The following is a 21,746-nucleotide window of genomic DNA, read 5'->3' as shown; positions in this document are numbered from 1 at the left end:
CCGTTCGAAAGCCAGGGCTTCCGCTCCCTGGCTTTTTTTTGCCGGCCATCCAGGAAAGGGAAGGGTAGTGCTTTGCTTATTCCTATTGGATTGCTTGGTCTATTGTTTTTTTAAAGCTTTTACACTTAATCTGTATCCATGTCTGTATGCAAGCGGCTGACTTCAGCGCTTACGGTGGTCTGCTCTTTGTTGCGTCACGCCAAGTCTTTGGGCTTGTGCGTGGCTGCTGCATGGGCCGCCATCTGCATGTCGGCCACTGCGCAGTCGGTGGTGTTCATCAATCCCGGTAAAGCCACTGAAACCTTCTGGGCCTCTGCTTCCGACGCCATGCACAGGGCGGCCCAAAGTCTGGGCATGCAGCTGCGCGTCATCTACGCCGAGCGGGACCGCTTGGAGCCGATTGCGATTGCCCAGCGGCTGGCGCAACTGCCGCCGCCGCAACGCCCGCAGTATGTGGTTTTCTCCAACGACTACAGCGTGGCGCCGGGGGTGTTGCGTGCCCTGGAAGGCTCGGGCATCCAGGCTTTCCTGGCCTACAGTGCCATCCAGCCGGAGTTGCGCGACCAGGTGGGGGTGCCCAGGGGGCGTTACCCATTCTGGCTTGGCAGCCTGGAGCCCCGGGCCCAGGACGCCGGTTATCTGACGGCCAAGGCCCTGATCGAGGCCGCGCGCAAGCGCCCCGGGCTCAAGGCCGCGGATGGAAAATTCCACCTGCTGGCGATTGCCGGGGATCGCTCCACCGCTTCCTCCATCGCGCGCAACCAGGGCCTGCACCGGGCTGTGCAGGAAGCGCCGGATACCGTGCTGCTGCAGGAGGTCTATGGCGAGTGGCGGCGCGACAAGGCGCGCTTGCAGGCACAAGAGTTGTTCCGCCGTTATCCGGAAGCGCGCTTGGTCTGGAGCGGCAACGATGAAATGGCCTTGGGCGCCATGCAGGCTTGGCAGATCCAGGGCGGCAAACCCGGCAAGGACGCACTGTTCAGCGGAATCAATACGTCGGCACAAGCCTTTGAGGCCTTGCGCCAGCAGGAGTTGAGCGCCCTGGCGGGTGGGCACTTTCTGGCGGGGGCCTGGGCCTTGGTGCTGCTGTTTGATTACCACCACGGGGTGGACTTCAGTTCCGAAGGCCTGGAATTGGTGTATCCGATGTTTAAACTCTTCAGTACACCCAGCAGCCTGCGGTTTGAGAAAAGCTTTGGCACAGGGCAGCGTACCCTGGACTTCAAGCCGTTCAGCAAATACCACCATCCTGCTTTGCGACGTTACGACTTTGACCTGGACCAGTTGCTGCGTTAGCAGCGTGTGAATGTATGCACCGTGAAGCCGGGGAGTTCCGCTCGATTGCCACCTTGATGTTGCAACGCATTATCGCGTTGGCGCTGGTCTGCCTGATCGGGATGGGGGGGCTGCAGCTGTGGCTGGAGCGCCAGCAGCAGGAAAAGCTGCTCTTCCAGACCATGGCCTTGATGGTGGAGACCAGCAGCCAGGCGATGGCGCATGCCATCTGGGACATTGATCGCGATGTGCTGAGTTTTCAGATCCGCCGTCTGACGGAGCTGGAGGCGGTGGGGCTGGTGCAGGTGCACATCCGGTCAACCGGCGAAATCCTGACATCCGGGCGTGACGGGGGTGCCCAGGATGTGCCGTCCTACCAGACGGTGATTTACGCCCCCCACGCGCTGCAGCAGCCTCTGGGCACGATCGAGGTCTGGGCTGATCGCACCTATTACCGCAATCTGTTGTGGGAGTCTCAAAAGCGCGTGATTCCCGGCTATTTGATCTTCACGGTGCTGATGTGCCTGATGGTGGCTTGGGTCATGCGCCGCGACCTGGGTCTGCCGCTGCGCCAGATCGCGGACTTTGCACGCAACCTCAGGCCCGAGACGTTGAACCAACCGCTGGAAGTCCGGCGCCCGGAACGGGCCCGCGCCGACGAGATCGATATGGTGATGCAAGGTTTCGAGCACCTGCAACAAGCCCTGGATCGCCACATCAAGGACCTGGATGGCATGGTCAAGGAGCGCACGGCGGAGCTGATCGCCCTGGTGGATGAAGTCAAGCGCCTGTCCCAGCTGGATGCGTTGACTGGGACCTTCAACCGCCGCGCCATGGAGCAGCGCCTGCCGCTGGAGATGGAGCGTTGCGTGCGCTATGGGCGCCCGTTTGCGGTCATTTTTGCGGACATTGACCATTTCAAGCGCATCAACGACCAGTACGGCCATGCCGTGGGGGACGCCGTGCTCACGGCAGTGGCAGCGCGCTTGCAGGCATGCCTGCGGGCCAACCTGGACTGGATGGTGCGTTTCGGTGGCGAAGAGTTCGTGATCTTCATGCCCGAAACCGATCTGTCACACGCCCAGGCCGTGGCCCAGCGGCTGGCCGCGGACATGCGCGCCACGCCTTGGGGGTGCAACGGCTTGAGCCTGTGGCTGACCTGCAGCTTCGGCGTGGCCGAATACCAGTCGGGGGATTCGATGAAGAGCCTGCTGGAGCGTGCCGACCACATGCTTTATCGGGCCAAGGACCTGGGGCGGGACCGCGTGTGTGCGGATACCACGGTGTGAGTCACGGCAGTGCGGTGCTTCGGCCCAGCCCATCCCTTGGCGCAGGTGCGGTTTAAGGGGCTCAGAACAGCTCGACGTCCGCGTGTGACACCTGGGAGCCACCCAGCAGGCCTTGATCCTGCAGGCTCTCGAAGTGGCAGACGCGGTTGCGGCCATGTTCCTTGGCGTAGTACAAGGCCTGGTCTGCCTGCCCCAGGATTTCCACGGGCGAGCACAGTTTGGCGCCGGCAAAGCCGACACTGACGGTGACCTGCCCGACCTGCGGAAAATCATGCCGCGCCACCATGGCCCGGAAAGCTTCGAGCGAGGCCTGCGCGGATTCCTTGGCCATCGGGGGCATCAGCACCACGAATTCTTCGCCACCAAAGCGGAAGATGCGGTGGCGCGGGCCGAAGGCCGAGCGCAGCAGGTTGGCCACCAGGATCAGCACCTCATCACCGAACAAATGGCCGAAGCGATCGTTGACCAGCTTGAAGTGATCGATGTCGATCACGGCCAGCCACGGCTGGATCTCGGTCTGCATGCTGACGGCGCTGGCAAAGCGCAGCAGGTGCTCGTCGAAGGTCTTGCGGTTCAGCAGATCCGTCAGCGCATCGCGTTCGCTGTAGTCCAGCAGACTTTGGTAGTTCTGGTAGACGTTGAACACCCCGGTGATCACGTCCAGGTTGTGGGTGTTGAAGGGCTCGGACTGGGTGATCTCAATGCACACATGCACTTGCTCGTGCATCCAGACGGGCAACCAGATGGTGTGCTGGTGCGCGTCGGAGTGCTGGGCCTGTTGCGCCTTGTGGGCAATGCAGGCCTGCAGGTGGGGTAGGGCCTGCAGCGGAAAGCGCTGGGCATCGTTGGCAAAGTCCTGCTCGGCCGCCACCAGTTGGCCGGCTTCGTACCAGGTGCGGGGGCGCACCCAGTATTGGTCACCGAGCTTGAGCAGCTCCAGCGCCCGAACATTCGTGATGTGCGGTAACTGCAAGAACGTGGAGAGTACGGACAACTCCAAGCGCAAATGATCGCGTTGGCCGGTCATTTGAACCAAGTTTTGCAGAAGGTGCATGAAGTTCGGCGCGGTGGTGACAACCAGGAAGCGCGCAGCTTAACACTTGGTGAAGACTAAGTCCCAGACTCCGTGGCCTAAACGTAGCCCCCGATTTTCAAACTTTGTTAACGGGCGGTAATCTGGCTTGGCGGCATAGCCCTGCGCGGTGTTGGCCAGCTGCGGTTCGGCGCTGAGCACTTCCAGCATCTGCACGGCATAGGGTTCCCAGTCGGTGGCGCAGTGGATGTAGCCACCGGGTTTGAGGCGGGTGGCCAGCTTGGCGACCAGCGGCGACTGGATCAGGCGGCGCTTGTTATGCTTTTTCTTGTGCCAGGGGTCGGGGAAGAAGATGTGCACGCCGTCAATACTGCCTTCGGGCAGCATTTGGTCGATCACCTCCACGGCATCGTGCTGCAGGATGCGGATGTTGGTGATGTCGTGCTCGCCAATGCGCTTGAGCAGGGCGCCGACGCCGGGCTCGTGCACTTCGCAGCACAGGAAGTTGTCGTCGGGGCGTACGCGGGCAATGTGCGCGGTGGCCTCGCCCATGCCGAAACCGATCTCCAGGATCAGCTTACCGGGGCGGCCGAATGCGGCCTGGGCGTCGAACGGTGCGTTCGCGTAGCTCAGCAGGAACTGGGGGCCCAGGTCCTCGAACGCCTTGGCCTGGCCGGTGGTCACACGGCCGGTGCGGCGCACATAGCTGCGAATGGTTTTGGGAAATGCCACATCCGCCGGGGCCTGGCCTGCGGCGTGTGCTTGGGGGGCGGCTGCGTCCGGGGCAGCCTGGGGGGTGTTTTGTTGCTCAGTCACGCTGCGCATTGTAAGTGGAGCGCCAGATTTCAACCCACTGCGCCAGCGCATCGGCCACCGTGGTTTCGGGGTTTGCCGCGGGCAGTTGCAGCACCTGGGCTGCGGCATTCAAGGCCTGCAGCGGCTGGTGCAGCTCCACCGCCGGGGCGCCATGCTGTTTGGAGAGTTTTTCGCCATCGGGCATGCGCACCAGGGGGGTGTGCAGGTACTGCGGATGCTGCAGACCCAAGGCGTGCTGCAGCAACAGCTGGCGGGGTGTGTTGTCGGCCAGATCCTCGCCGCGCACGACGTGGGTGATGCCCTGCAGGGCATCGTCCACCACCACGGCCAGCTGGTAGGCATACAGGCCATCGGCGCGCTGCAGCACAAAGTCGCCGGCCACCTGGCCGGGGCATTGCTGTTGCGGGCCCAGGCGGCGGTCGTGCCAGTGCAGGCAACCGTCAATTATGGAAAAAGGAGCACTCAGCGCTTGCCCTGTCTGCGCTGCAGGCCAATTGGATACATAAGCTTCGAGGGCAAAGCGCCAGCTGCGCACCGGCTTGCCGTGCAGCCCCTGGCGGCAGGTGCCGGGGTAGGGGCGTTCCACATGCCGCTGGTGGGACAGTCCCAGGCGCTGCCAGGCGGCCTCGATGTCCTTGCGGGTGCAGCCGCAGGCATAGGCCAGGCCTGCCTGCTGCAACTGGGCCAGGGCCTGGGCGTAATGGCTGTGGCGCTGCGATTGCCAGGTGGGGGCTTCATCCGGCAGCAGGTGGCACTGGGCCAGTTGCTGCAAGATGGTCTGGTCCGCCCCGGGGGGGCAGCGTGGGGGGTCGATGTCCTCGATGCGCACCAGCCAGGTGCCGTGCTGGGCGCGCGCATCCAGCCAGCTGGCCAGGGCAGCCACCAGCGAACCGGCATGCAGCGGCCCGGTGGGCGAGGGCGCAAAGCGCCCGCGGTACGCGGTGCGGGGCATGGGGTCAGACCTGTACCGGGCCGGCCACGGCCGTGGGCGACAGGCGGTGGTCGTTGAGCAGGGCTTTCTGCGTCACCGGGCTTTGCAGCTGGGTCAGCCACCAGTGCAACGCCTTGCCCAGTCCGCCGCTGCTGGGTTTTTTCCAGGCATAGCGCATGCGCAGCTGGCGTGTGGGGCGGGTGACGGGCTTGGTGACCAGCAGTCCGGCCTCCACATAGGGGCGGGCCATGCTTTCGGGCAGGAAGCCGCAGCCCAGGCCGCGCACCTGGGCGTCGATCTTGGCCTGGACGGTGTCGACCGTGAACGTGTCCTGGCCGCCCAGCAGGCCAATGGAGGTGCGCTCGCGCTGGGCCGAGTCGGCGACGACGATCAGGCGGTGCTCCAGCAGCAGTTCGTCGGTGATGGGCTGCTCCACCTGCGCCAGGGGGTGGAACGGCGCCACGGCAAAAACAAAGGTGATGTCGCCCAGGTCCTCCAGCTGCAGCCCGGGCACGCTGGTGTTGTTGCTGCCGACGCCCAGGGCCAGGTCGGCCCGGCCGGTGCTCAGCAGCTCGACCGGGCCGGTCAGCGTGCCCATGCCCAGCTTGATCCGGGTGGGGGACTTCAGGGCGTAGAAGGCCTCAACCAGGTCGAACAAGGTGGCCTGGGAGATCACGCCGTCGGCAACCAGGGTGAGTTCCGGCTCCCATCCGGTGGCAACGCGGCGCACGCGGTGCGCCACGGCGTCGATGTCCTGCAGCAAGCGGATGCCCTCGGTCAGCAGGGCCTGGCCCGCTTCGGTGGCCTGGGCCTGGCGGGTGCTGCGGTCGAACAGCAGCACATCCAGCGCTTCTTCCATCTGGCGCACGCGGTAGGTCAGCGCACTGGGCACCAGGTGCAACTGTCTCGCCGCAGCGGCAAAACTGCCAGTGTCGGCAATGGCCTGCAACATGGCCAGGCTGTCTGGCGTTAAAACATCACGAGGGCTGGGCATGCGGTGGAACGCTCATTCAAAGAGTTTGAATGATGCCATCAAACGGTGGCGATCAACGCTGGAACTGGCGCCCTTACAGTTCTGGACATGGCAGGTCACGACCCGCAGATGCAAGGAGCACCCCATGATTCAAATCCGCAAATCCCACGAACGTGGCTACGCCGACCACGGCTGGCTCAAGTCGTTCCACAGCTTTTCGTTCGCTGGCTACTACGACCCCGCCCACATGGGCTGGGGCAACCTGCGCGTCATCAACGAAGACCGCATCGCAGCCGGCACCGGCTTTGGCGCCCACCCCCACCACGACATGGAAATCGTCAGCTATGTCATGGAAGGCGAGCTGTCGCACAAGGACAGCATGGGCAACGTCCAGACGATTGCACCGGGCGAAGTCCAGCGCATGACGGCCGGCACCGGTGTGGTCCACAGCGAACACAACCACGCGGCCGGCCGCACCACCCACTTTCTGCAGATCTGGCTGCTGCCCAGCCGCAAGGAGCTCGAGCCTGGCTATGAGCAAAAGCGCTTCAGTGATGCCGAAAAGACCAATGTCCTGCGCCTGGTGGCGTCGCCCGACGGCCACCAAGGCTCCGTCCACCTGAACGCCGATGCCCGCATCTACGCCAGCCTGGTGCGTCCGCAGCCCGGGCAGACAGTGCAGCTGGAGCATGTGCTGCCCCAGGGGCGCAAGGCCTATGTCCTGGTGGTCCAGGGCCACATCGAGATTGCGGGGCAAAAGCTGACAAGTGGCGATGCGCTGCTTGCAGAAAATGAGCGCAGCCTGCGCATGGAGAGCCAGCAGGCTGCTGAGTTGCTGGTGTTTGATTTGGCACCCTGAGTGCCTGGTTTGTAGATGGATTCACCCAAGGGCACTGCCCATAGAAAGCACACGAATATGAACAACTCTCTTCAAGACACCCTGGCCTTGGTGGGCCGCATGCTGCTGGCGTGGCTGTTTGTGCCTGCCGGTTTTGGCAAGATTGCCGGCTTTTCCGGCGCTGTCGGCTATGCGACATCCGTGGGTCTCCCCCTGCCCGAGGTGGGCGTGGCGGTCGGTCTGCTGATCGAGCTGGTGGGCGGGCTGCTGCTGCTGGTCGGCTTCATGGTGCGCCCTGCTGCCGTGCTGCTGGCGTTCTTCACCCTGGTGGCCAGCTTCTTCTTCCACGCCTACTGGTCGCTGCCAGCCGACCAGGCCATGATGCAGCAGCTGATGTTCAACAAGAACCTGGCCATTTCGGGTGGCTTGCTGGCCTTCGCCGCCTTCGGGGCAGGCCGCTGGAGCCTGGACGCCAAGCGCCAGCGCGTTTGAGCGTGATCGGTGGTGGTGGGGCAGTTGGGCTCGCCACCTTCATCCCATAAAAAAGAGCTGCGTTGTGCAGCTCTTTTTTATGGGCATCGCGCCGCAATCACTCGGGTTGCGGTGCGGGTAGCATGGATTTGATGCGGCTGGCCAGCTGGGCCACGGCCAGCGCGGCGGCGCAGCCCGGGGTAGCAACAACTGGCGGCGCATGACGGCATCGCGCACGGCCTTGTCGGCCGGGATGTCACCCATGTGGATCAGGCGCATGGGCAGGCCCGACTCGGTGTTGACGAAGCGGTTCAGCACCTGCTGCAGCTGGCCGGTGATGGCGCGGCCATCGCCCGGGCGGATGGCCTGGTTGATCACCAGGCGCATGTTCTGGCGCTTTTGCTGGGTGGCCAGCACCTTGATCGCCGCATAGGCATCGGTCAGCGAGGTGGGTTCCGGCGTGGCCACGATCAGCACTTCCTTGGCCAGCGAGACCGAGAACAGCACCACGTCGGAGATGCCGGCGCCTGTGTCCAGCAGCACCACGTCGTAGTTGGGGGCCAGGGTGTCGATCACATGGATCAACTGATTGCGCACCTCGGGTGTCAGGCGCGAGTATTCGACCATGCCCGAGCCGGCCAAGAGCGCATGGAAGCCGCCGGGGGCTGTGATCACCGCGTCTTGCAGCGAGGCCTTGCCGGTGAACACATCGTGCAGCGTCACCTTGGGGTAGAGGTTTAGCACCACGTCCAAGTTGGCCAGGCCCAGGTCGGCGTCCAGTACCAGCACGCGCAGTCCCAGGCGGGTCAGCGCGGCGGCCAGGTTGGCGGAGACAAAGGTCTTGCCCACCCCGCCTTTGCCACTGGTGACGGCAATGATGTGCGCGTTCGAGGTGCGGATGGTGCGCAGTTCGCCGCCAGGGATGGTGGCCTTGGTGGGGTGGAGGGGGGACAGCACGTCGCTCATCTCAATGCTTTCAGTTGACGCCATCTGTCGAGCCCAGGGGGGCGGCGAATACATCGGACCAATCCCCGGGCCAGCTGGTATCGCCAGTCAAATCGGGGACAAAAAGCAGTTTTTTTTCTTCTGCAGTCACGGTGCTGTCAGGTTGTTGTTCGATTTCAATCCGGTTGCGGCCATGGCTCTTGGCTTGGTACAACTGCTGGTCCGCGCGTTCGATCCACAGCTTGCGCGTGCTGCGTATCCATTGCAGGGCGTAGGCACCGCCGATGCTGACGGTGACGGTCAACTCCTGGCCCGGCGCGATCGGCACGCGCAACGCTTCGACCGCCTTGCGCACGCGTTCGGCCACATTCTGGCCATAGGCGGGCTGGCAGGCCGGCAGGACGACGGCGAATTCCTCGCCGCCATAGCGGGCCAGCGTGTCCATGGGGCGCACACAGCTATTCAGGGCCTGGGCCACCGCTTGCAGCACCAGGTCGCCGACGTTGTGGCCGTGCAGGTCGTTGACGCGCTTGAAATGGTCCACGTCGATCATCAGCAGCAGGGCCACGTCACCGGAGCGTGCCACACGGTCCAGTTCACGGTCCAGGATGGTGTCGAACTGGCGGCGGTTGGCGCAACCGGTCAGCGGGTCGCGCAGGGAGAGGTCGCACAGCTCATCGATGATGGCTTGCAAGTGGCCGGAGGGATCGTGGTCCGCTGGAGGCAGGCCTGCACTTTCTTCTTTACCCAGCAGTGCAAGCGCTCCGTCCAGACGGAGCTGATGCAGCGTGATGGGGAGAGTTGTGGCAGTACCAGTCACAAAAAACGATCCAGCGTGGTTAATTCGTTCAAGTGTAGCAGTCCATGCAGACTGGGTGCGGGCTTCCTGCCATTTACCTCAATAAGCGTTGCGCAAAAAAGCCAGTGCTTGTGTATTGGTACGGTGCAGGTGCAGGCCGGTGCCGGGGGTCAGGCATCCTGCTTTGTCCAGTATCGCTTGCACCGGCAATTTCAATCCGCCGATATGCAGGTCAATCCCGCGCTTTTGCAGGCTTTGGCGCAAGCGCAGAAAGCTCTCCACGCCGGTGACATCGATCCGGTTGATGGGCTGGGCGTCCAGGTACAGGGCCTGCAGGTCCGGATGCTCCTGCAGTGCCTGGGCCAGATGGCGTTCCAGCGCGGCGGAGGAGGCGAAGTCCCACTCGGCATCCAGGCGCACGGCCAGCACGTGCGGGGTGATGGGCGGCAGGTTCCAGATGGCCCGCGAGCGCAGGCTGCCATCCGCGTGTTCGCCGATCTCAACGATCCGCGGGTGCAGGCGGTGGTACAGGAAGTGGCACAGGCTCAGCAGCACGCCCGTGAGCACCCCCCAGTACAGGCGCGGCGCGGTGGCCAGGGTCAGCACGAAGGTCGTCAGGGCGATGCTGCCTTCCACTGCCGAGATGCGAAACAACGCCTGCAGGCTGCGTGGCTGGATCAGGTTGATGACGGCCGAGACCACCACCGCCGCCAGGGCTGCCTGGGGGATGTGGTACAGCCAGGGCGTGAGCCACAGCACCGTCACCAGCACCATGCCGATCGCGAACACGCTGGTCCAGCCGGTCTTGGCGCCCACGTTCAGGGTGACGGCCGAGCGGGAAAACGACGCGCTGATGGCAAAGCTGCCGCTCAGGCCGGACACTACTTTGGACATGCCCTGGGCGATCAGGTCCTGGTTTTCATTCCAGCGCGTGCCGGCCTGGCGGTGCTCCAACTGGGCGCTGGATGCCACTTCCAGAAAACTCACCAGGCTGACCATGATCACGGGCAGCAGCAGGCGCGAGACTTCGTCCCAGCCGATGGCGGCTGGCCAGCTCAGCCCGGGCAGGCCTGCCGGCAGGTGGCCGACGATGTTGCCGTCGCGTTCGGCATAGCCCAGGGCGGCGCTCAGCATGCCGCACAAGGCCACCACCAGCACGGCCGCGGGCCAGCGCGGGGCTAGTTTCTTGAGCAGCAGCAGCAGGCCCAGCCCGCCCAGGCCAAAGCCGGCGGCCCAGCCGTCGAAGTGGTGCAAATCGGGGTTGTGGAACCAGGCGCTCCAGGTGCTGCGCAGCCCCAGCAGGTCGGGCAGCTGCGACAGCAGGATCAGGATGCCTGCTGCCTGGGTGAAGCCGTTCAGCACCGGCGAGGTGACCAGGTTGACCAGCCAGCCGCTGCGCAGCGCGCCCAGCAGCCACTGCACGGCGCCGGCCATGATGGCCATCCAGCAGGCCAGGGTGACCCAGTGGGCGCTGCCGGGTTCGGCCATGCCGGCCAGCGACGCACCGATCAGCAGGCTGGTCAGGGCTGTGGGGCCGACGCCCAGGCGGGGGGAATTGCTCCACAGCACGGCCACCAGCGAAGGCAGCAGGGCGGCGTAGATGCCGGTGACCAGCGGCATGCCCGCGAGTGCAGCATAGGCCACGCCCTGGGGCAGCAGCATCAGGCCGACCGTGACCCCTGCCAGCATTTCGCCGCGGGCCAGCGCCCAGGTGGGGCGGGGCCAGGCCAGGAAGGGGAACCACTGTTTCAATTGCATAAGCCGCTATTGTGGAGGGATTGCAGGGCGTCTTGGATGTTCGTGCTTGTCCTACGGACGCTTCGGCCCTCTCCGACCGGGCTGGATTCGGGTTGCCACTAGGATTCACCCCACGTCGTCACGGTGTTGAGGCCGTGGCTTTGCCTATATGAAGATTGATGAGGAGCTTTCACACATGTCGATATCTCACAAGCGCGTTGTTCAAGTGCTGGCTGTCTCGGCCCTGGCCCTGGGCCTGGCCGCATGCGGACCCAAGGAAGAAACTGCCGGCCAGAAGCTGGACAACACCATTGAGCGTACCGAGCAAGCTGCTGAAAAGGCCAAGATGGAGGCAGACCGCGCCGCCGAGGCAGCCGGTCAGAAAATGGAAAACGCCGTAGAGGCCACCAAGGAGGCCGCACAGCAGGCTGCCGATGCCACTAAGGATGTGGCCAGCGACGCCCTGGCCGTGGCCAGCGAGGCCAGCATCACCGCCAAGGTCAAGGCCGCACTGGTGGGGGATGCCGACCTGAGCGCGCTGAAGATCAATGTGGACACCAAGGGCAGCGTGGTCACCCTGCACGGCGAAGCCCCCAATCAGGCGGGCAAGGACCGTGCCGAGCAACTGGCCAAGGCCGTGGAGGGCGTGTCCTCCGTCAACAACTTGCTGACCGTGAAGTAATCCGGCGCACGGTTTCCAAGAAGGCCGCCTTCGGGCGGCTTTTTCTTGGCCGGTGCGCGCGGTGGGCGGCTTAACATGTGGGCATGAAGCAAGCACGCCACATCACGACCGAGCTGGTACACCACGCGTACCAGGCCCCCGCCGCTTTCTCCGCGCCGCAGCCGGCGGTGCACAAGGCTTCCACCGTCCTGTTCGACAACGTGCAGGACATGCGTACACGCCGCTGGCTGGACAAGAGCGGCTACACCTATGGCCTGCATGGCACGCCCACGACCTACCAGCTGGAAGAGCGCCTGTGCAGCCTGGAGGGGGGCCAGCAGTGCCTGCTGGTGCCCAGCGGGCTGAGCGCCATCAGCACCGTGGCCCTGGGCCTGCTGTCTGCGGGCGATGAGGTGCTGATTCCCGACAACGCCTACGGCCCGAACAAGGATTTTGCCGACCACGAGCTGACCCGCTGGGGCATCCGCCCGGTGCTCTACAACCCCATGGATGTGGCCGACCTGCAGGCCAAGATCACGCCGGCGACCACGCTGGTGTGGCTGGAAGCCCCGGGCAGCGTGAGCATGGAGTTCCCCGATCTGATCGCCCAGGTCCAGGCCTGCCGCGCGCGCGGCGTGACCACGGTGCTGGACAACACCTGGGGCGCGGGCCTGGCCTTCCAGCCGTTCGACCTGCTGGCCGATGGCGGCAGCCTGGGGGTGGATGTGTCCGCGCACGCGCTGACCAAGTACCCGAGTGGTGGTGGCGACGTGCTGATGGGCAGCATCATCACGGCGGACGCGGCCCTGCACATGCGCATCAAGCTGACGCACATGCGCCTGGGTATTGGCATCGGCGCCAACGATGCGGAGCTGGTGCTGCGCTCGCTGTCCAGCGTGGCCCTGCGCTATCGCGCGCACGACCTGTCGGCCCGCACCCTGGCGGCGGCGCTGCAGCGCCAGAGCGCTGTGGTGCAACTGCTGCACCCGGCTTTTGCCGGAGCGCCCGGCCATGCCCACTGGCAGCAGCTGTGCGGCGCCGCCAACCAGGGCCAGGGCGCGGCTGCGGGCCTGTTCAGCGTGGTGATCGATTCGCGCTACGACCGTGCCGCTATCGACAAATTCTGCGACAGCCTGCAACTGTTCCGCCTGGGCTACAGCTGGGGCGGGCCGATGAGCCTGGTCGTGCCCTATGACATCGACAGCATGCGCAGCGGCGGGCGCGGCAGCCTGCAGGCCGGCTCCGTGGTGCGCTTTTGCGTCGGGCTGGAAGACCCGCAGGACCTGATGCAAGACCTGGCCCAGGCGTGGCAGCTGGCCTTTGGCACGCCCTGGCAGGACTGAGGTCGTCTGAAAAACAGGAGCTGCTGGCGTGCATCCATATTGGATTTCAGAGTGAAATATCTCTGAAACCTTTGTTGGAGGCGAGCCAGCTGCTCTTTTTTTTATCGGGTGTTTTCCGCAGATTGACGCCTGCGGGTGGCTATGTTTTCCTGTCTCCCACAGGAGGACAGCCATGGCAACACCGGATTCCCCCGTGCATGTGGTCGCCGCCAGCGAAGGCGCGCCCATCGTCATCCGCAGCGTCGGGTGGCAAGAACCCTTGCGCTGGCTGGCCGCCGGCTGGGGTGATATCCGCCGCGCCTGGGGCGTGGCCCTGTTCTACGGCAGCTGTTTCTGGCTGATGGCGCTGGCGCTGGCCTGGGTGTTTCGGGCCAGCCCGGAATACACCATGTCGCTGGCCAGCGGCTGCCTGCTGCTGGGGCCGTTTCTGGCCATGGGGCTGTACGACACCAGCCGCCGCCTAGAGCAGGGGCTGGCCCCGGACCTGGGTCAGTCCATCACCTGCTGGGACAAGCAACTGGCCAGCATGGGCATGCTGGTGCTGGTGCTCATCGTGCTGGAGCTGCTGTGGGGCCGGGCTTCGTTGGTGGTGTTTGCCGTGTTCTTCAACACCGGCATGCCGTCGACCACCGGCGTGGTCCAGGCCTTGTTCAGTGTCGACAACTGGGAATTCATCGCGGTCTACGCCGCCGTTGGCGGCGTGTTTGCGGCCCTGGTGTTCGGCAGCACCGTCGTCTCGCTGCCGATGATGCTGGACCGCGGCACCGATGCCATGACCGCCGCCATCACCAGCTTGCGCGTGGTGACCACGCAGACCGGGGCGCTGGTGCTGTGGGGGGGGCTGATCGTGCTGCTGGTGGCGGCTGCCTTGCTGGTGCCCTGGCAGTGGCCGTTGGTGGTGGTGGGGCCATGGCTGGGCTGCGCCAGCTGGCACGCCTACCGGGCCTGCGTGGGATCGCAGCCGGTCACAGCAGAGGGCGCAGCACCGGCCACACGTTCTCCAGCATGAGCGGCTGGGCCTGGGCGTTAGGGTGGATGCGGTCGGCCTGGAACAGGGCCAGCGGGTCCTTGCCATCGGCCACGCCCTGCAGGAAGAAGGGCAGCAGCGCGGCCTTGCGCTCCTGCGCCACGCTGGCAAACAGCTGTTCAAAATCCTGGGCGTATTGCCGGCCGTAGTTGGGCGGCATCTGCATGCCCAGCAGCAGCACCTTGGCGCCGGCCTCCTGCGCCGCCTGGGTCATCCAGCGCAGGTTGTCGCGCGTGCCGGACAGCGGCAGGCCGCGCAGCGCATCGTTGCCCCCCAGCTCGATGATGACCACGCTGGGCTGGTGCTGGCTCAGCAGGCCTGGCAGCCGCGCGCGCCCGCCCGAGGTGGTGTCGCCGCTGACGCTGGCATTGGTGACCTGCACCGGCTGCTGGTGCTGCGCCAGGCGCTGCGCCAGCAGGGCCACCCAGCCCGTGCCGCGCGCCAGGCCGTATTCGGCGCTCAGCGAATCCCCGACCACCAGCACATGCTTGGCAGGGCGCGCCTGCGCCTGCACGCCACTGGCCAGGGTGGACAGGCCCAGGGCCAGCGAGGACGCGATAAAGTGGCGGCGGTGTTTCTTTGTTTGTGCGTCTTGCATGCTAGCGATAAGGCCTTTCATGTCTGCTGAATTGATGTCTGCCCCGGTGATCGAAGTCGAGCACCTGCATAAAACCGTGAGCGACTCCACCGGTGCGCTGGAGATTTTGCGGGATATCCATTTCAGCCTGCAGCCCCGACAGACCGCAGCCATCGTGGGGGCATCGGGCTCGGGCAAGAGCACCTTGCTGTCGATGCTGGCCGGGCTGGACACCCCCACGCAGGGCACGGTGCGCCTGCAGGGGCAGGACATTTTTGCACTGGACGAGGATGCGCGCGCGGCCTTGCGTGGACAGAAGATGGGTTTTGTGTTCCAGAGCTTCCAGCTGCTGCCGAACCTGACGGCACTGGAAAACGTGATGCTGCCGCTGGAGCTGGCCGGCGTGCGCAGCGCGCGCCAGCAGGCCAGCGAGATGTTGCAGCGCGTGGGGCTGGGCCAGCGCCTGGGGCACTACCCCAAGCTGCTGTCCGGTGGAGAGCAGCAGCGCGTGGCCCTGGCGCGTGCCTTTGTGGTGCAGCCGGCCGTGCTGCTGGCGGACGAGCCCACGGGCAGCCTGGACTTCGCCACCGGGGCAGCGGTGATGGCGCTGATGCTGTCGCTGAACCGCGAGCTGGGCACGACCCTGGTGCTGGTCACCCACGACCGCGAGATTGCCGCGCAGTGCGAGCGCACCCTGACCATCGAGGCCGGGCGCCTGGTGTGAGTGCCAGGGCATTGCCAAATGCACGACAATCGCCGCATTCGTGAATTGGGGCCCTGTGCCCGCAGACCTGGAAATTTTTATGACTGACGCTATCGCCCGCCCAGAATTGCCCGATCACCTGTCGATTGACCCCAGCAGCAAGTTCTTCGTGGCGGCCGTGTTCGAACACGACATCGGCATCCGCTTCAACGGCAAGGACCGCAACGATGTGGAGGAATACTGTGTGAGCGAAGGCTGGGTGAAGGTGCCGGCCGGCAAGACCCTGGACCGCAAGGGCCGTCCGCTGCTGATCAAGCTCAAGGGCACGGTGGAAGCCTACTACCGCTGAGCCCGGACTGGTCCAGCCCCCAGCAGCAGCCTTCGGGCTGCTTTTTTGTGCGCGCAGGCATGGGATGCCCATGAAAAAGGCCCCTGTGCAGGGGCCTTGGTCGACGGGAGTGCGGCAGGCGTCAGCCCTGGCGCTGCTCCTGGGCCATGCAGGCCGCAGCGGTGAACAGCACGTCGGTCGACGAGTTCAACGCCGTTTCGGCGGAATCCTGCAGCACGCCAATGATGAAGCCGATGGCCACGACTTGCATGGCCACATCGTTGGAGATACCGAACAGCGAGCAGGCCAGGGGGATCAGCAGCAAAGAGCCACCGGCCACGCCCGAGGCGCCGCAGGCGCAGACCGATGCCACCACGCACAGCAGGATGGCTGTGGGCATGTCCACAGCGATGCCGACGGTGTGGGCCGCCGCCAGCGACAGCACGCTGATGGTGATGGCCGCACCGGCCATGTTGATGGTGGCACCCAGGGGAATGGCCACGCTGTAGGTGTTCTCATCCAGGTTCAGGCGCTTGGCGATGGCCAGGTTCACGGGGATGTTGGCGGCAGAGCTGCGGGTGAAGAAGGCCGTGACACCGCTTTCGCGCAGGCACATCCACACCAGCGGGTAGGGGTTGCGGCGGATCTGCCACCACACGATCAGGGGATTGACGATCAGCGCCACAAACAGCATGGAGCCCAGCAGCACCGCCAGCAGGTGCACATACCCAGCCAGCACCTGGGTGCCGGTGGCGGCCACGGTGGAAGCCACCAGCCCGAAAATGCCCAGCGGCGCCAGGCGGATCACGGCCTGGATGATCAGGGTGATGCCGCTGGACAGGTCGGCCATGGCCTGGCGGGTGCTGTCCGCGCCCTTGCGCAGGGCGATGCCGATGGCGATGGCCCACACCAGGATGCCGATGTAGTTGGCATTCAGCAGGGCGTTGACCGGGTTGGCCACGGCACTCTTGAGCAACTGGACCAACACTTCACCAATGCCGCCCGGGGCGGCCATGCCCGAGGCCGCATCCTGCAGCACCAGCGTGGATGGAAACAGCATGCTGGCCGTCACGCCGACGATGGCGGCGGTCAGGGTGCCGACCAGGTACAGGCCCAGGATGGGGCGCAGGTGCCCGGTCTGGCCGGGGCTTTGGTTGCTGATGGCGGCAATCACCAGCACGAACACCAGGATGGGCGCCACGGCCTTGAGGGCCGAAATGAACAGGGTGCCCAAGAGCTCGACGCGCAGGGCGGCGTCCGGCCAGATCAGGGCCAACGCAATCCCCAGCACCAGGCCGATGACGATTTGCGTGACGATGCTGGTCTGCTTGGACCAGCGCAGCAGGGGGTGGAACATGATGAAAAGCGTGCACCGAAGTCGGGAAAGTGCGCAAGTGTAGGGAGTTCGTGATTCCTTGTCTGGTGCATGAGTTCATAACTTGGCGCTATCAAGTGCCATGCACTGGCGCGGAGGCGAATCGAAGCCCGGCCTACAGGTATCTGCGCATGGCCCTTGGCGCGGGGCTGCGAAGCAGGATAATCGCTGCCCTATGTCGTCTCCCAAAGTGCTTTTCGGCTTTCATGCCGTCGGCGTGCGTCTGAAGACCGCGCCCCAATCCATCATTGAGATTTATTACGAAGGCACGCGCCGCGATGCGCGCATGCGCCAGTTCTTGGAAAAAGCCAAGGAAGCCGGTGCGCGCCTGATCGAAGCCGATGCCATGCGCATCGCCAAGCTGGCCGGCAGCCACGGCCACCAGGGCGTGGCCGCGCGCGTGGACGAGGTCAAGGACACCCGCACGCTCGAAGAGCTGCTGGACGACTTGGAGGAAAGCGGGGTGCACAACCCCTTGCTGCTGGTGCTGGATGGCGTGACCGATCCGCACAACCTGGGCGCCTGCCTGCGCGTGGCCGACGGCGCGGGCGTGCACGCCGTGATCGCGCCCAAGGACCATGCCTCGGGCATCAACGCCACGGTGGCCAAGGTGGCCAGCGGCGCGGCTGAGACCGTGCCGTACTTCATGGTGACCAACCTGGCGCGCACGCTCAAGGAACTCAAGGAGCGCAACATCTGGATCATCGGCACCAGCGGTGATGCTGACAAGCACCTGTACCAGGTGGACCTCAAGGGTCCCGTGGCCCTGGTGCTGGGCGCCGAGGGCGACGGCATGCGCCAGCTGACCCGCAAGACCTGCGACGAGCTGATCAGCATTCCCATGCAAGGTGCCGTGGAAAGCCTGAACGTGTCCGTGGCCAGCGGCGTGTGCCTGTACGAGGCCGTGCGCCAGCGCCAGGCATAAGCACAAAAAGATAGCTGTCAGCGCTTGTCATGCCTGCGCCAGAGCCAGAAAACACTGAAATTCTGCGGCAGGTGCGCGCCTGGCTGCAGCAGGCCCGGCAAGTGACGGTGCTGACCGGCGCGGGCGTCAGTGCCGAGTCGGGGGTGCCCACGTTCCGCGACGTGCAAACCGGCATCTGGGCGCAGTTCGATCCGCAGGAGATGGCGTCGGAGCCAGGTTTTCGGGCCCACCCGCAGCGGGTTTGGCAGTGGTATGCCCACCGGCGGAACTTGGTGTCTGCGGTGCAGCCGAATGCCGCGCACCGGGCGCTGGCGCAGTTTGCTTGCCACCACCCGGGCAAGCTGAAACTGGTGACGCAGAACGTGGACGGTCTGCACCAGCGGGCAGGCAGTCCGGAGGTGATTGCCCTGCACGGGGATTTGCTGGCCAATCAATGGCTGGACGCGGTGTGCCCGCAGTGCGATCTGGAGGCTGCCGTGCAGCGTGGGGGCGAGCCACCATCCTGTCCCACCTGCGGCAACCCGGTGCGCCCCGGCGTGGTCTGGTTTGGCGAGCACCTGCCAGCGGCGGCCCTGGCGCAGGCGGAAGCCGCGGTGCAAACCTGCGACCTGATGCTGGTGGTGGGCACCTCGGGCGTGGTCTACCCGGCAGCGGGGCTGGTCTTTCAAGCCCACCAGCAGGGTGCACGTGTGGTGGTGGTCAACCCCGATGCGACCGAGCTGGACAGGCTGGCCGATGCCTGTGTGCGCGCCACGGCGGCCCAGGCATTGCCGCAACTGCTGCGGCTGGATGAGGGGGGTGTTTAAGGGTGGGTCTTGCCGTGCGCGGTTTGCGCGGCCAACCATTCGTGGAAGCTGCCATGCAGGTGCCGGGGGATGGTCACCAGCTCCTGCTCCAGCACGCGAGCCATTTCCTGCAGGGTGGACAGCCGTGGATCCAGTCCGTTGCTTTCCAGCCGTTGCACCGTCATGCGCGACAGCCCGGCATGCTGGGCCAGTTCGGCCTGGGTCATATGACGGGCCTTGCGGATAGCGGTCAAGGCGGTGACCAGGGGGTAAGCGGGTTTGTGGTGGTCTTCGCCGGTGGCTGGGGTGGTGCTCATGCCACGACTGTAATCCGGTTTGGAGGCCGCGGTCGGCGGCCTCAGGCAAATACGTTGAGGCGTGTGCCCAGGTTGCCGTAGCGCGCCAGCTCGGGTTGGGCGTGCGCCATCGGTGTGGCTGCAGCGCTGCCCGGCGTGGCGGGATGGTCGCGTTGCGGTTGCTGCTGCTGGTTGGGGGAACGGCGCAGCTCCTGCAGCGTCAGGCTGTCGGTGACGCGGTTCTGCGCCCAAGCGTTGGTGGCGTTGCGAAGGGCGGTGGCGTAGCGTAAATCCATGGTCAGGCAGGGTCCGGTAGGAATACCTGAACTCTAAAAGTGGAGCTCATCTTGCGGTCGATCAATAAAAAACCGATTGCCCGCTTTGTTTGGCCGATACGCGCAGGCTGGCGGGGCTGGGCCTTGGAATCAATCGGGCCAGTAGGGCAGCCAAGCAATCCGTCCCTGGCCGCCGTCGTTGAGGTGCTGGACCAGGGCTGCGCTGTGCGGCTGGGGCATGCTCCACTGCATGTCCACGCGGCTGTGGTGGCGGATGTTCTGCAACTGGGCGCCGGCCTGCTCCAGTTCGCGGCGCAGCCAGCCTTCTAGGGCATAGGGCAGGCTGCACTGCAGCGTCACCATGCGCTGCAATGTGATCTTTTCGGCCTGCAGCAAGGCCTGGGCCACGCTGTCGGTGTAGGCGCGCACCAAGCCTCCGGCGCCCAGCTTGACGCCGCCAAAATAGCGCACCACGGTGGCCAGCACGCCTTCCAGGTCGTGGTGGCGCAGGACTTCCAGCATTGGGCGGCCCGCCGTGCCACTGGGCTCGCCATCATCGACCGCAGCCGACTGGCCGCCCGCCAGCAAGGCCCAGCAAACGTGGGCGGCGCCAGGGTGGGTCTGGCGCAGGGCATCGACCACCGCCTGGGCGCTGGCGCGATCGTGAATGGGTTGCACGCAACCGATGAAGCGGCTTTTTTTGATGAGCAGTTCGCTGTGGGCTGGGCGGGCAATCGTTTGCGGCATAGGGCGGCAAGCTTAAATGAATCCGAGGGCCGCGCTGGTGACTGGGTGAGGGTTATGCCTAGGCCCCAGTGACAGTCCTTGTGAACCTTGTCCTACGGCGGCGGTTGTTCAGGCTTCTTACAGTCGAGCTCAAGGAGCGTGCCGCCATGTCCACACCACCTGCCACCCACAGCCTGTTGTCCGGTCACACCTTTGGCCGCCACCATACGCAGCACCCGCCACTGTCTGCGCCCTTGCAGCAGGGGCAAGCCTCCAATGTGGCGCAGATCGGTGGCGATGCACCGCGGGCAGTGCAAGCCCAGGCTGCCCCCACGCCATGTGACCTGGACCATCTGGTGCGCAGCATCGGGGAGTGGTGAGCGTGAGATTTCCGCAAAAAAGCCGCCAATGAGGGCGGCTTTTTGATGAGGGACTTACTCGTCCGGTTGTTGCGGGCTGAAGATTTCCCAGCAGGCGATGAACAGGGCGGCGATGGCTGGGCCGATCACGAAGCCGGTGAGCCCGAAAATCGACATGCCCCCCAAGGTGGTGATGAGCACAATGTAGTCAGGCAGCTTGGTGTCCTTGCCAACGAGTATGGGGCGCAGGATGTTGTCCACCAGCCCGATCACCACCACGCCATAGGTGGCCAGCACCAGGCCCTGGGTGACGCTGCCGGTGGCCATGAAGTAGATGGAGACCGGCCCCCAGATCAGGCTGGCGCCCACGGCGGGCAGCAGCGACAGGAAGGCCATCAGTACCCCCCAGAGCACAGCGCCCTGGATGTCCAGAATCCAGAAGATCAGGCCACCCAGTGCCCCCTGGGCGCAGGCAACCACCAGGTTGCCCTTGACGGTGGCGCGGATGACGGTGGCGAACTTGTCGGCCAGGGCTTGCTTGTGCTCGCGTTCCATTGGAATGGCGTTGCGCACGCGCTGTGCGAGGCGGGTGCCGTCGCGCAGCAGAAAGAACAGTAGGTACAGCATGATGCCGAAGCTCACCACAAAGCCCAGCGTGTTCTGGCCCAGTTCCACGGCCTTGCCCGCGATCAGTTTGCCGGCTTCGGCGGCCACGCTGGAGAGCTTGCTCTGGATTTCCTGGGTTGACGCCAAGTTGATGCGTTGCAGCAAATCTTTCATCCACGCGGGCATGGCGGCACTGATCTGCTGGAAGTAGGTGCCGAAGTCCAGCTGCCCCGTCGACATGCGGTTGTAGATGATCACGGTTTCGCTGACCACTGAGGTGGCGATCAGCACCAACGGCAGGATGACTCCCAGCAGACAGAGCGCCAAAGTGACCAGGGTGGCCAGGTTGGGCTTGCTGGGCATGCGCTGCAAAAGGCGCTTGTTCAGTGGGTGGAACAGGATGGCCAGCGCCAGGGCCCAGAAGATGGCGCCGATGAAGGGCCACAGAATCACGCCGAATCCCGCGCTGACTGCAATCAAGAGAAGCAAGAAGGTGCGGTTGGTGGTCTTTTCAGAGGGCATGGCCAGATGGATGGGGCTGAGGGGGCTCGGCTGGTGCGATGTTCAAGCGCAGACTGTACGCGACTTGCTTATTGCCGAAACTATGCTGCAGGCGGTTTTACATAAGAAATATGTTTTGAGGAGCATTTGTA

At 64.9% G+C, this 21,746-nt stretch carries 24 protein-coding genes and 1 pseudogene; 12 read left to right on the top strand and 13 right to left on the bottom strand.

What is annotated here, in order from left to right; translation table 11 throughout:
- Window positions 1–138 precede the first annotated feature (138 nt).
- Window positions 139–1,296 carry an ABC transporter substrate-binding protein gene (locus tag CA2_RS10525; protein WP_245620937.1) on the top strand — a complete coding sequence of 386 codons (1,158 nt, stop codon included), beginning with the start codon at window positions 139–141 and terminating at the stop codon, window positions 1,294–1,296.
- A 14-nt stretch (window positions 1,297–1,310) separates the two neighbouring features.
- Complete coding sequence (locus tag CA2_RS10520; RefSeq protein ID WP_042416489.1) at window positions 1,311–2,564, top strand: GGDEF domain-containing protein; 1,254 nt, start codon at window positions 1,311–1,313, stop codon at window positions 2,562–2,564.
- Window positions 2,565–2,625: 61 nt separating this feature from the next.
- Here CA2_RS10520 and CA2_RS10515 read toward each other — a convergent pair whose 3' ends face one another.
- From CA2_RS10515 to CA2_RS10500, 4 genes are read right to left on the bottom strand one after another with little or no spacing between them, the layout of a single operon-like run.
- Window positions 2,626–3,618, bottom strand: coding sequence for a GGDEF domain-containing protein (locus tag CA2_RS10515; RefSeq protein WP_042416487.1), 993 nt, complete (start codon window positions 3,616–3,618; stop codon window positions 2,626–2,628).
- A 39-nt stretch (window positions 3,619–3,657) separates the two neighbouring features.
- On the bottom strand, window positions 3,658–4,422 hold the full coding sequence (gene trmB, locus CA2_RS10510; protein WP_042416484.1) for a tRNA (guanosine(46)-N7)-methyltransferase TrmB: 765 nt from the start codon (window positions 4,420–4,422) through the stop codon (window positions 3,658–3,660).
- Window positions 4,406–5,365 (bottom strand): tRNA glutamyl-Q(34) synthetase GluQRS, encoded by a 960-nt coding sequence (gene gluQRS, locus CA2_RS10505; RefSeq protein WP_042416481.1) that lies wholly within the window; start codon window positions 5,363–5,365, stop codon window positions 4,406–4,408. Before gluQRS ends, trmB begins: the two co-directional genes overlap by 17 nt.
- Before the next feature lie 4 nt (window positions 5,366–5,369).
- Window positions 5,370–6,338 carry a LysR family transcriptional regulator gene (locus CA2_RS10500; RefSeq protein ID WP_042416478.1) on the bottom strand — a complete coding sequence of 323 codons (969 nt, stop codon included), beginning with the start codon at window positions 6,336–6,338 and terminating at the stop codon, window positions 5,370–5,372.
- Between the two features lie 124 nt (window positions 6,339–6,462).
- Here CA2_RS10500 and CA2_RS10495 point away from each other — a divergent pair, with 124 nt between their 5' ends.
- Window positions 6,463–7,176, top strand: coding sequence for a pirin family protein (locus tag CA2_RS10495; protein ID WP_042416475.1), 714 nt, complete (start codon window positions 6,463–6,465; stop codon window positions 7,174–7,176).
- 57 nt (window positions 7,177–7,233) lie between these two features.
- Entirely contained in the window at window positions 7,234–7,647 is a 414-nt protein-coding gene (locus CA2_RS10490) for a DoxX family protein (protein WP_042416472.1), read from the top strand.
- 97 nt (window positions 7,648–7,744) lie between these two features.
- Here CA2_RS10490 and CA2_RS10485 read toward each other — a convergent pair.
- The 3 genes and pseudogenes from CA2_RS10485 to CA2_RS10475 all read right to left on the bottom strand — a co-directional run bounded on the left by CA2_RS10485 (window position 7,745) and on the right by CA2_RS10475 (window position 11,128).
- A pseudogene (locus CA2_RS10485) lies at window positions 7,745–8,592 on the bottom strand (MinD/ParA family protein).
- Window positions 8,593–8,602: 10 nt separating this feature from the next.
- Window positions 8,603–9,391, bottom strand: a complete 789-nt coding sequence (locus CA2_RS10480; protein ID WP_081888955.1) for a GGDEF domain-containing protein — start codon at window positions 9,389–9,391, stop codon at window positions 8,603–8,605.
- 78 nt (window positions 9,392–9,469) lie between these two features.
- On the bottom strand, window positions 9,470–11,128 hold the full coding sequence (locus CA2_RS10475) for a SulP family inorganic anion transporter (RefSeq protein WP_042416469.1): 1,659 nt from the start codon (window positions 11,126–11,128) through the stop codon (window positions 9,470–9,472).
- Window positions 11,129–11,303: 175 nt separating this feature from the next.
- Between CA2_RS10475 and CA2_RS10470 the strand changes: the two genes are divergently transcribed.
- From CA2_RS10470 to CA2_RS10460, 3 genes are all read left to right on the top strand, one after another.
- Complete coding sequence (locus CA2_RS10470) at window positions 11,304–11,789, top strand: BON domain-containing protein (protein WP_042416464.1); 486 nt, start codon at window positions 11,304–11,306, stop codon at window positions 11,787–11,789.
- 83 nt (window positions 11,790–11,872) lie between these two features.
- A complete protein-coding gene (locus tag CA2_RS10465; protein WP_042416606.1) occupies window positions 11,873–13,111 on the top strand; it encodes a PLP-dependent transferase in 1,239 nt (412 codons plus the stop codon).
- Window positions 13,112–13,283: 172 nt separating this feature from the next.
- Window positions 13,284–14,120, top strand: coding sequence for a DUF2189 domain-containing protein (locus CA2_RS10460; protein ID WP_042416460.1), 837 nt, complete (start codon window positions 13,284–13,286; stop codon window positions 14,118–14,120).
- Here CA2_RS10460 and CA2_RS10455 read toward each other — a convergent pair.
- On the bottom strand, window positions 14,077–14,736 hold the full coding sequence (locus CA2_RS10455) for an arylesterase (protein WP_042416457.1): 660 nt from the start codon (window positions 14,734–14,736) through the stop codon (window positions 14,077–14,079). The two genes, CA2_RS10460 and CA2_RS10455, sit on opposite strands and share 44 nt — an antisense overlap.
- 19 nt (window positions 14,737–14,755) lie before the next feature.
- Between CA2_RS10455 and CA2_RS10450 the strand changes: the two genes are divergently transcribed.
- Together CA2_RS10450 and CA2_RS10445 are read left to right on the top strand one after the other, a co-directional pair.
- A complete protein-coding gene (locus CA2_RS10450) occupies window positions 14,756–15,439 on the top strand; it encodes an ABC transporter ATP-binding protein (RefSeq protein WP_042416454.1) in 684 nt (227 codons plus the stop codon).
- 79 nt (window positions 15,440–15,518) lie between these two features.
- Entirely contained in the window at window positions 15,519–15,767 is a 249-nt protein-coding gene (locus tag CA2_RS10445; protein ID WP_042416452.1) for a DUF3297 family protein, read from the top strand.
- A 121-nt stretch (window positions 15,768–15,888) separates the two neighbouring features.
- Here the strand turns inward: CA2_RS10445 and sstT are convergent, their stop codons facing one another.
- The gene (gene sstT, locus CA2_RS10440) at window positions 15,889–17,103 is read right to left on the bottom strand and encodes a serine/threonine transporter SstT (protein WP_042416449.1); all 1,215 of its coding nucleotides are present in this window, start codon (window positions 17,101–17,103) and stop codon (window positions 15,889–15,891) included.
- Between the two features lie 193 nt (window positions 17,104–17,296).
- On the opposite strand from sstT, the gene rlmB reads away from it, so the two are divergent.
- Both rlmB and CA2_RS10430 read left to right on the top strand, forming a co-directional pair.
- A complete protein-coding gene (gene rlmB, locus CA2_RS10435; RefSeq protein ID WP_042416447.1) occupies window positions 17,297–18,046 on the top strand; it encodes a 23S rRNA (guanosine(2251)-2'-O)-methyltransferase RlmB in 750 nt (249 codons plus the stop codon).
- Window positions 18,047–18,075: 29 nt separating this feature from the next.
- Window positions 18,076–18,852, top strand: coding sequence for an SIR2 family NAD-dependent protein deacylase (locus CA2_RS10430; protein WP_042416444.1), 777 nt, complete (start codon window positions 18,076–18,078; stop codon window positions 18,850–18,852).
- On the opposite strand, the gene CA2_RS10425 is transcribed toward CA2_RS10430, so the two are convergent.
- From CA2_RS10425 to CA2_RS10415, 3 genes are all read right to left on the bottom strand, one after another.
- A complete protein-coding gene (locus CA2_RS10425; RefSeq protein ID WP_042416441.1) occupies window positions 18,849–19,148 on the bottom strand; it encodes a helix-turn-helix domain-containing protein in 300 nt (99 codons plus the stop codon). The two genes, CA2_RS10430 and CA2_RS10425, sit on opposite strands and share 4 nt — an antisense overlap.
- Window positions 19,149–19,189: 41 nt before the next feature.
- Complete coding sequence (locus CA2_RS10420) at window positions 19,190–19,423, bottom strand: hypothetical protein (protein WP_042416440.1); 234 nt, start codon at window positions 19,421–19,423, stop codon at window positions 19,190–19,192.
- Between the two features lie 129 nt (window positions 19,424–19,552).
- Window positions 19,553–20,149, bottom strand: coding sequence for an IMPACT family protein (locus CA2_RS10415; RefSeq protein WP_042416435.1), 597 nt, complete (start codon window positions 20,147–20,149; stop codon window positions 19,553–19,555).
- 146 nt (window positions 20,150–20,295) lie between these two features.
- On the opposite strand from CA2_RS10415, the gene CA2_RS10410 reads away from it, so the two are divergent.
- Window positions 20,296–20,508, top strand: a complete 213-nt coding sequence (locus CA2_RS10410; RefSeq protein ID WP_042416432.1) for a hypothetical protein — start codon at window positions 20,296–20,298, stop codon at window positions 20,506–20,508.
- Between the two features lie 54 nt (window positions 20,509–20,562).
- On the opposite strand, the gene CA2_RS10405 is transcribed toward CA2_RS10410, so the two are convergent.
- Window positions 20,563–21,615: an AI-2E family transporter gene (locus CA2_RS10405; protein ID WP_042416429.1), complete on the bottom strand. Its 1,053-nt coding sequence runs from the start codon at window positions 21,613–21,615 to the stop codon at window positions 20,563–20,565.
- Between the last annotated feature and the right edge of the window lie 131 nt (window positions 21,616–21,746).

The organism is Comamonas aquatica NBRC 14918 (genome assembly GCF_000739875.1).
Classification (GTDB): domain Bacteria; phylum Pseudomonadota; class Gammaproteobacteria; order Burkholderiales; family Burkholderiaceae_C; genus Comamonas; species Comamonas aquatica.
The sequence above is the reverse complement of the archived record's forward strand: the minus strand, read 5'-3'. Positions and strand labels throughout refer to the sequence as shown.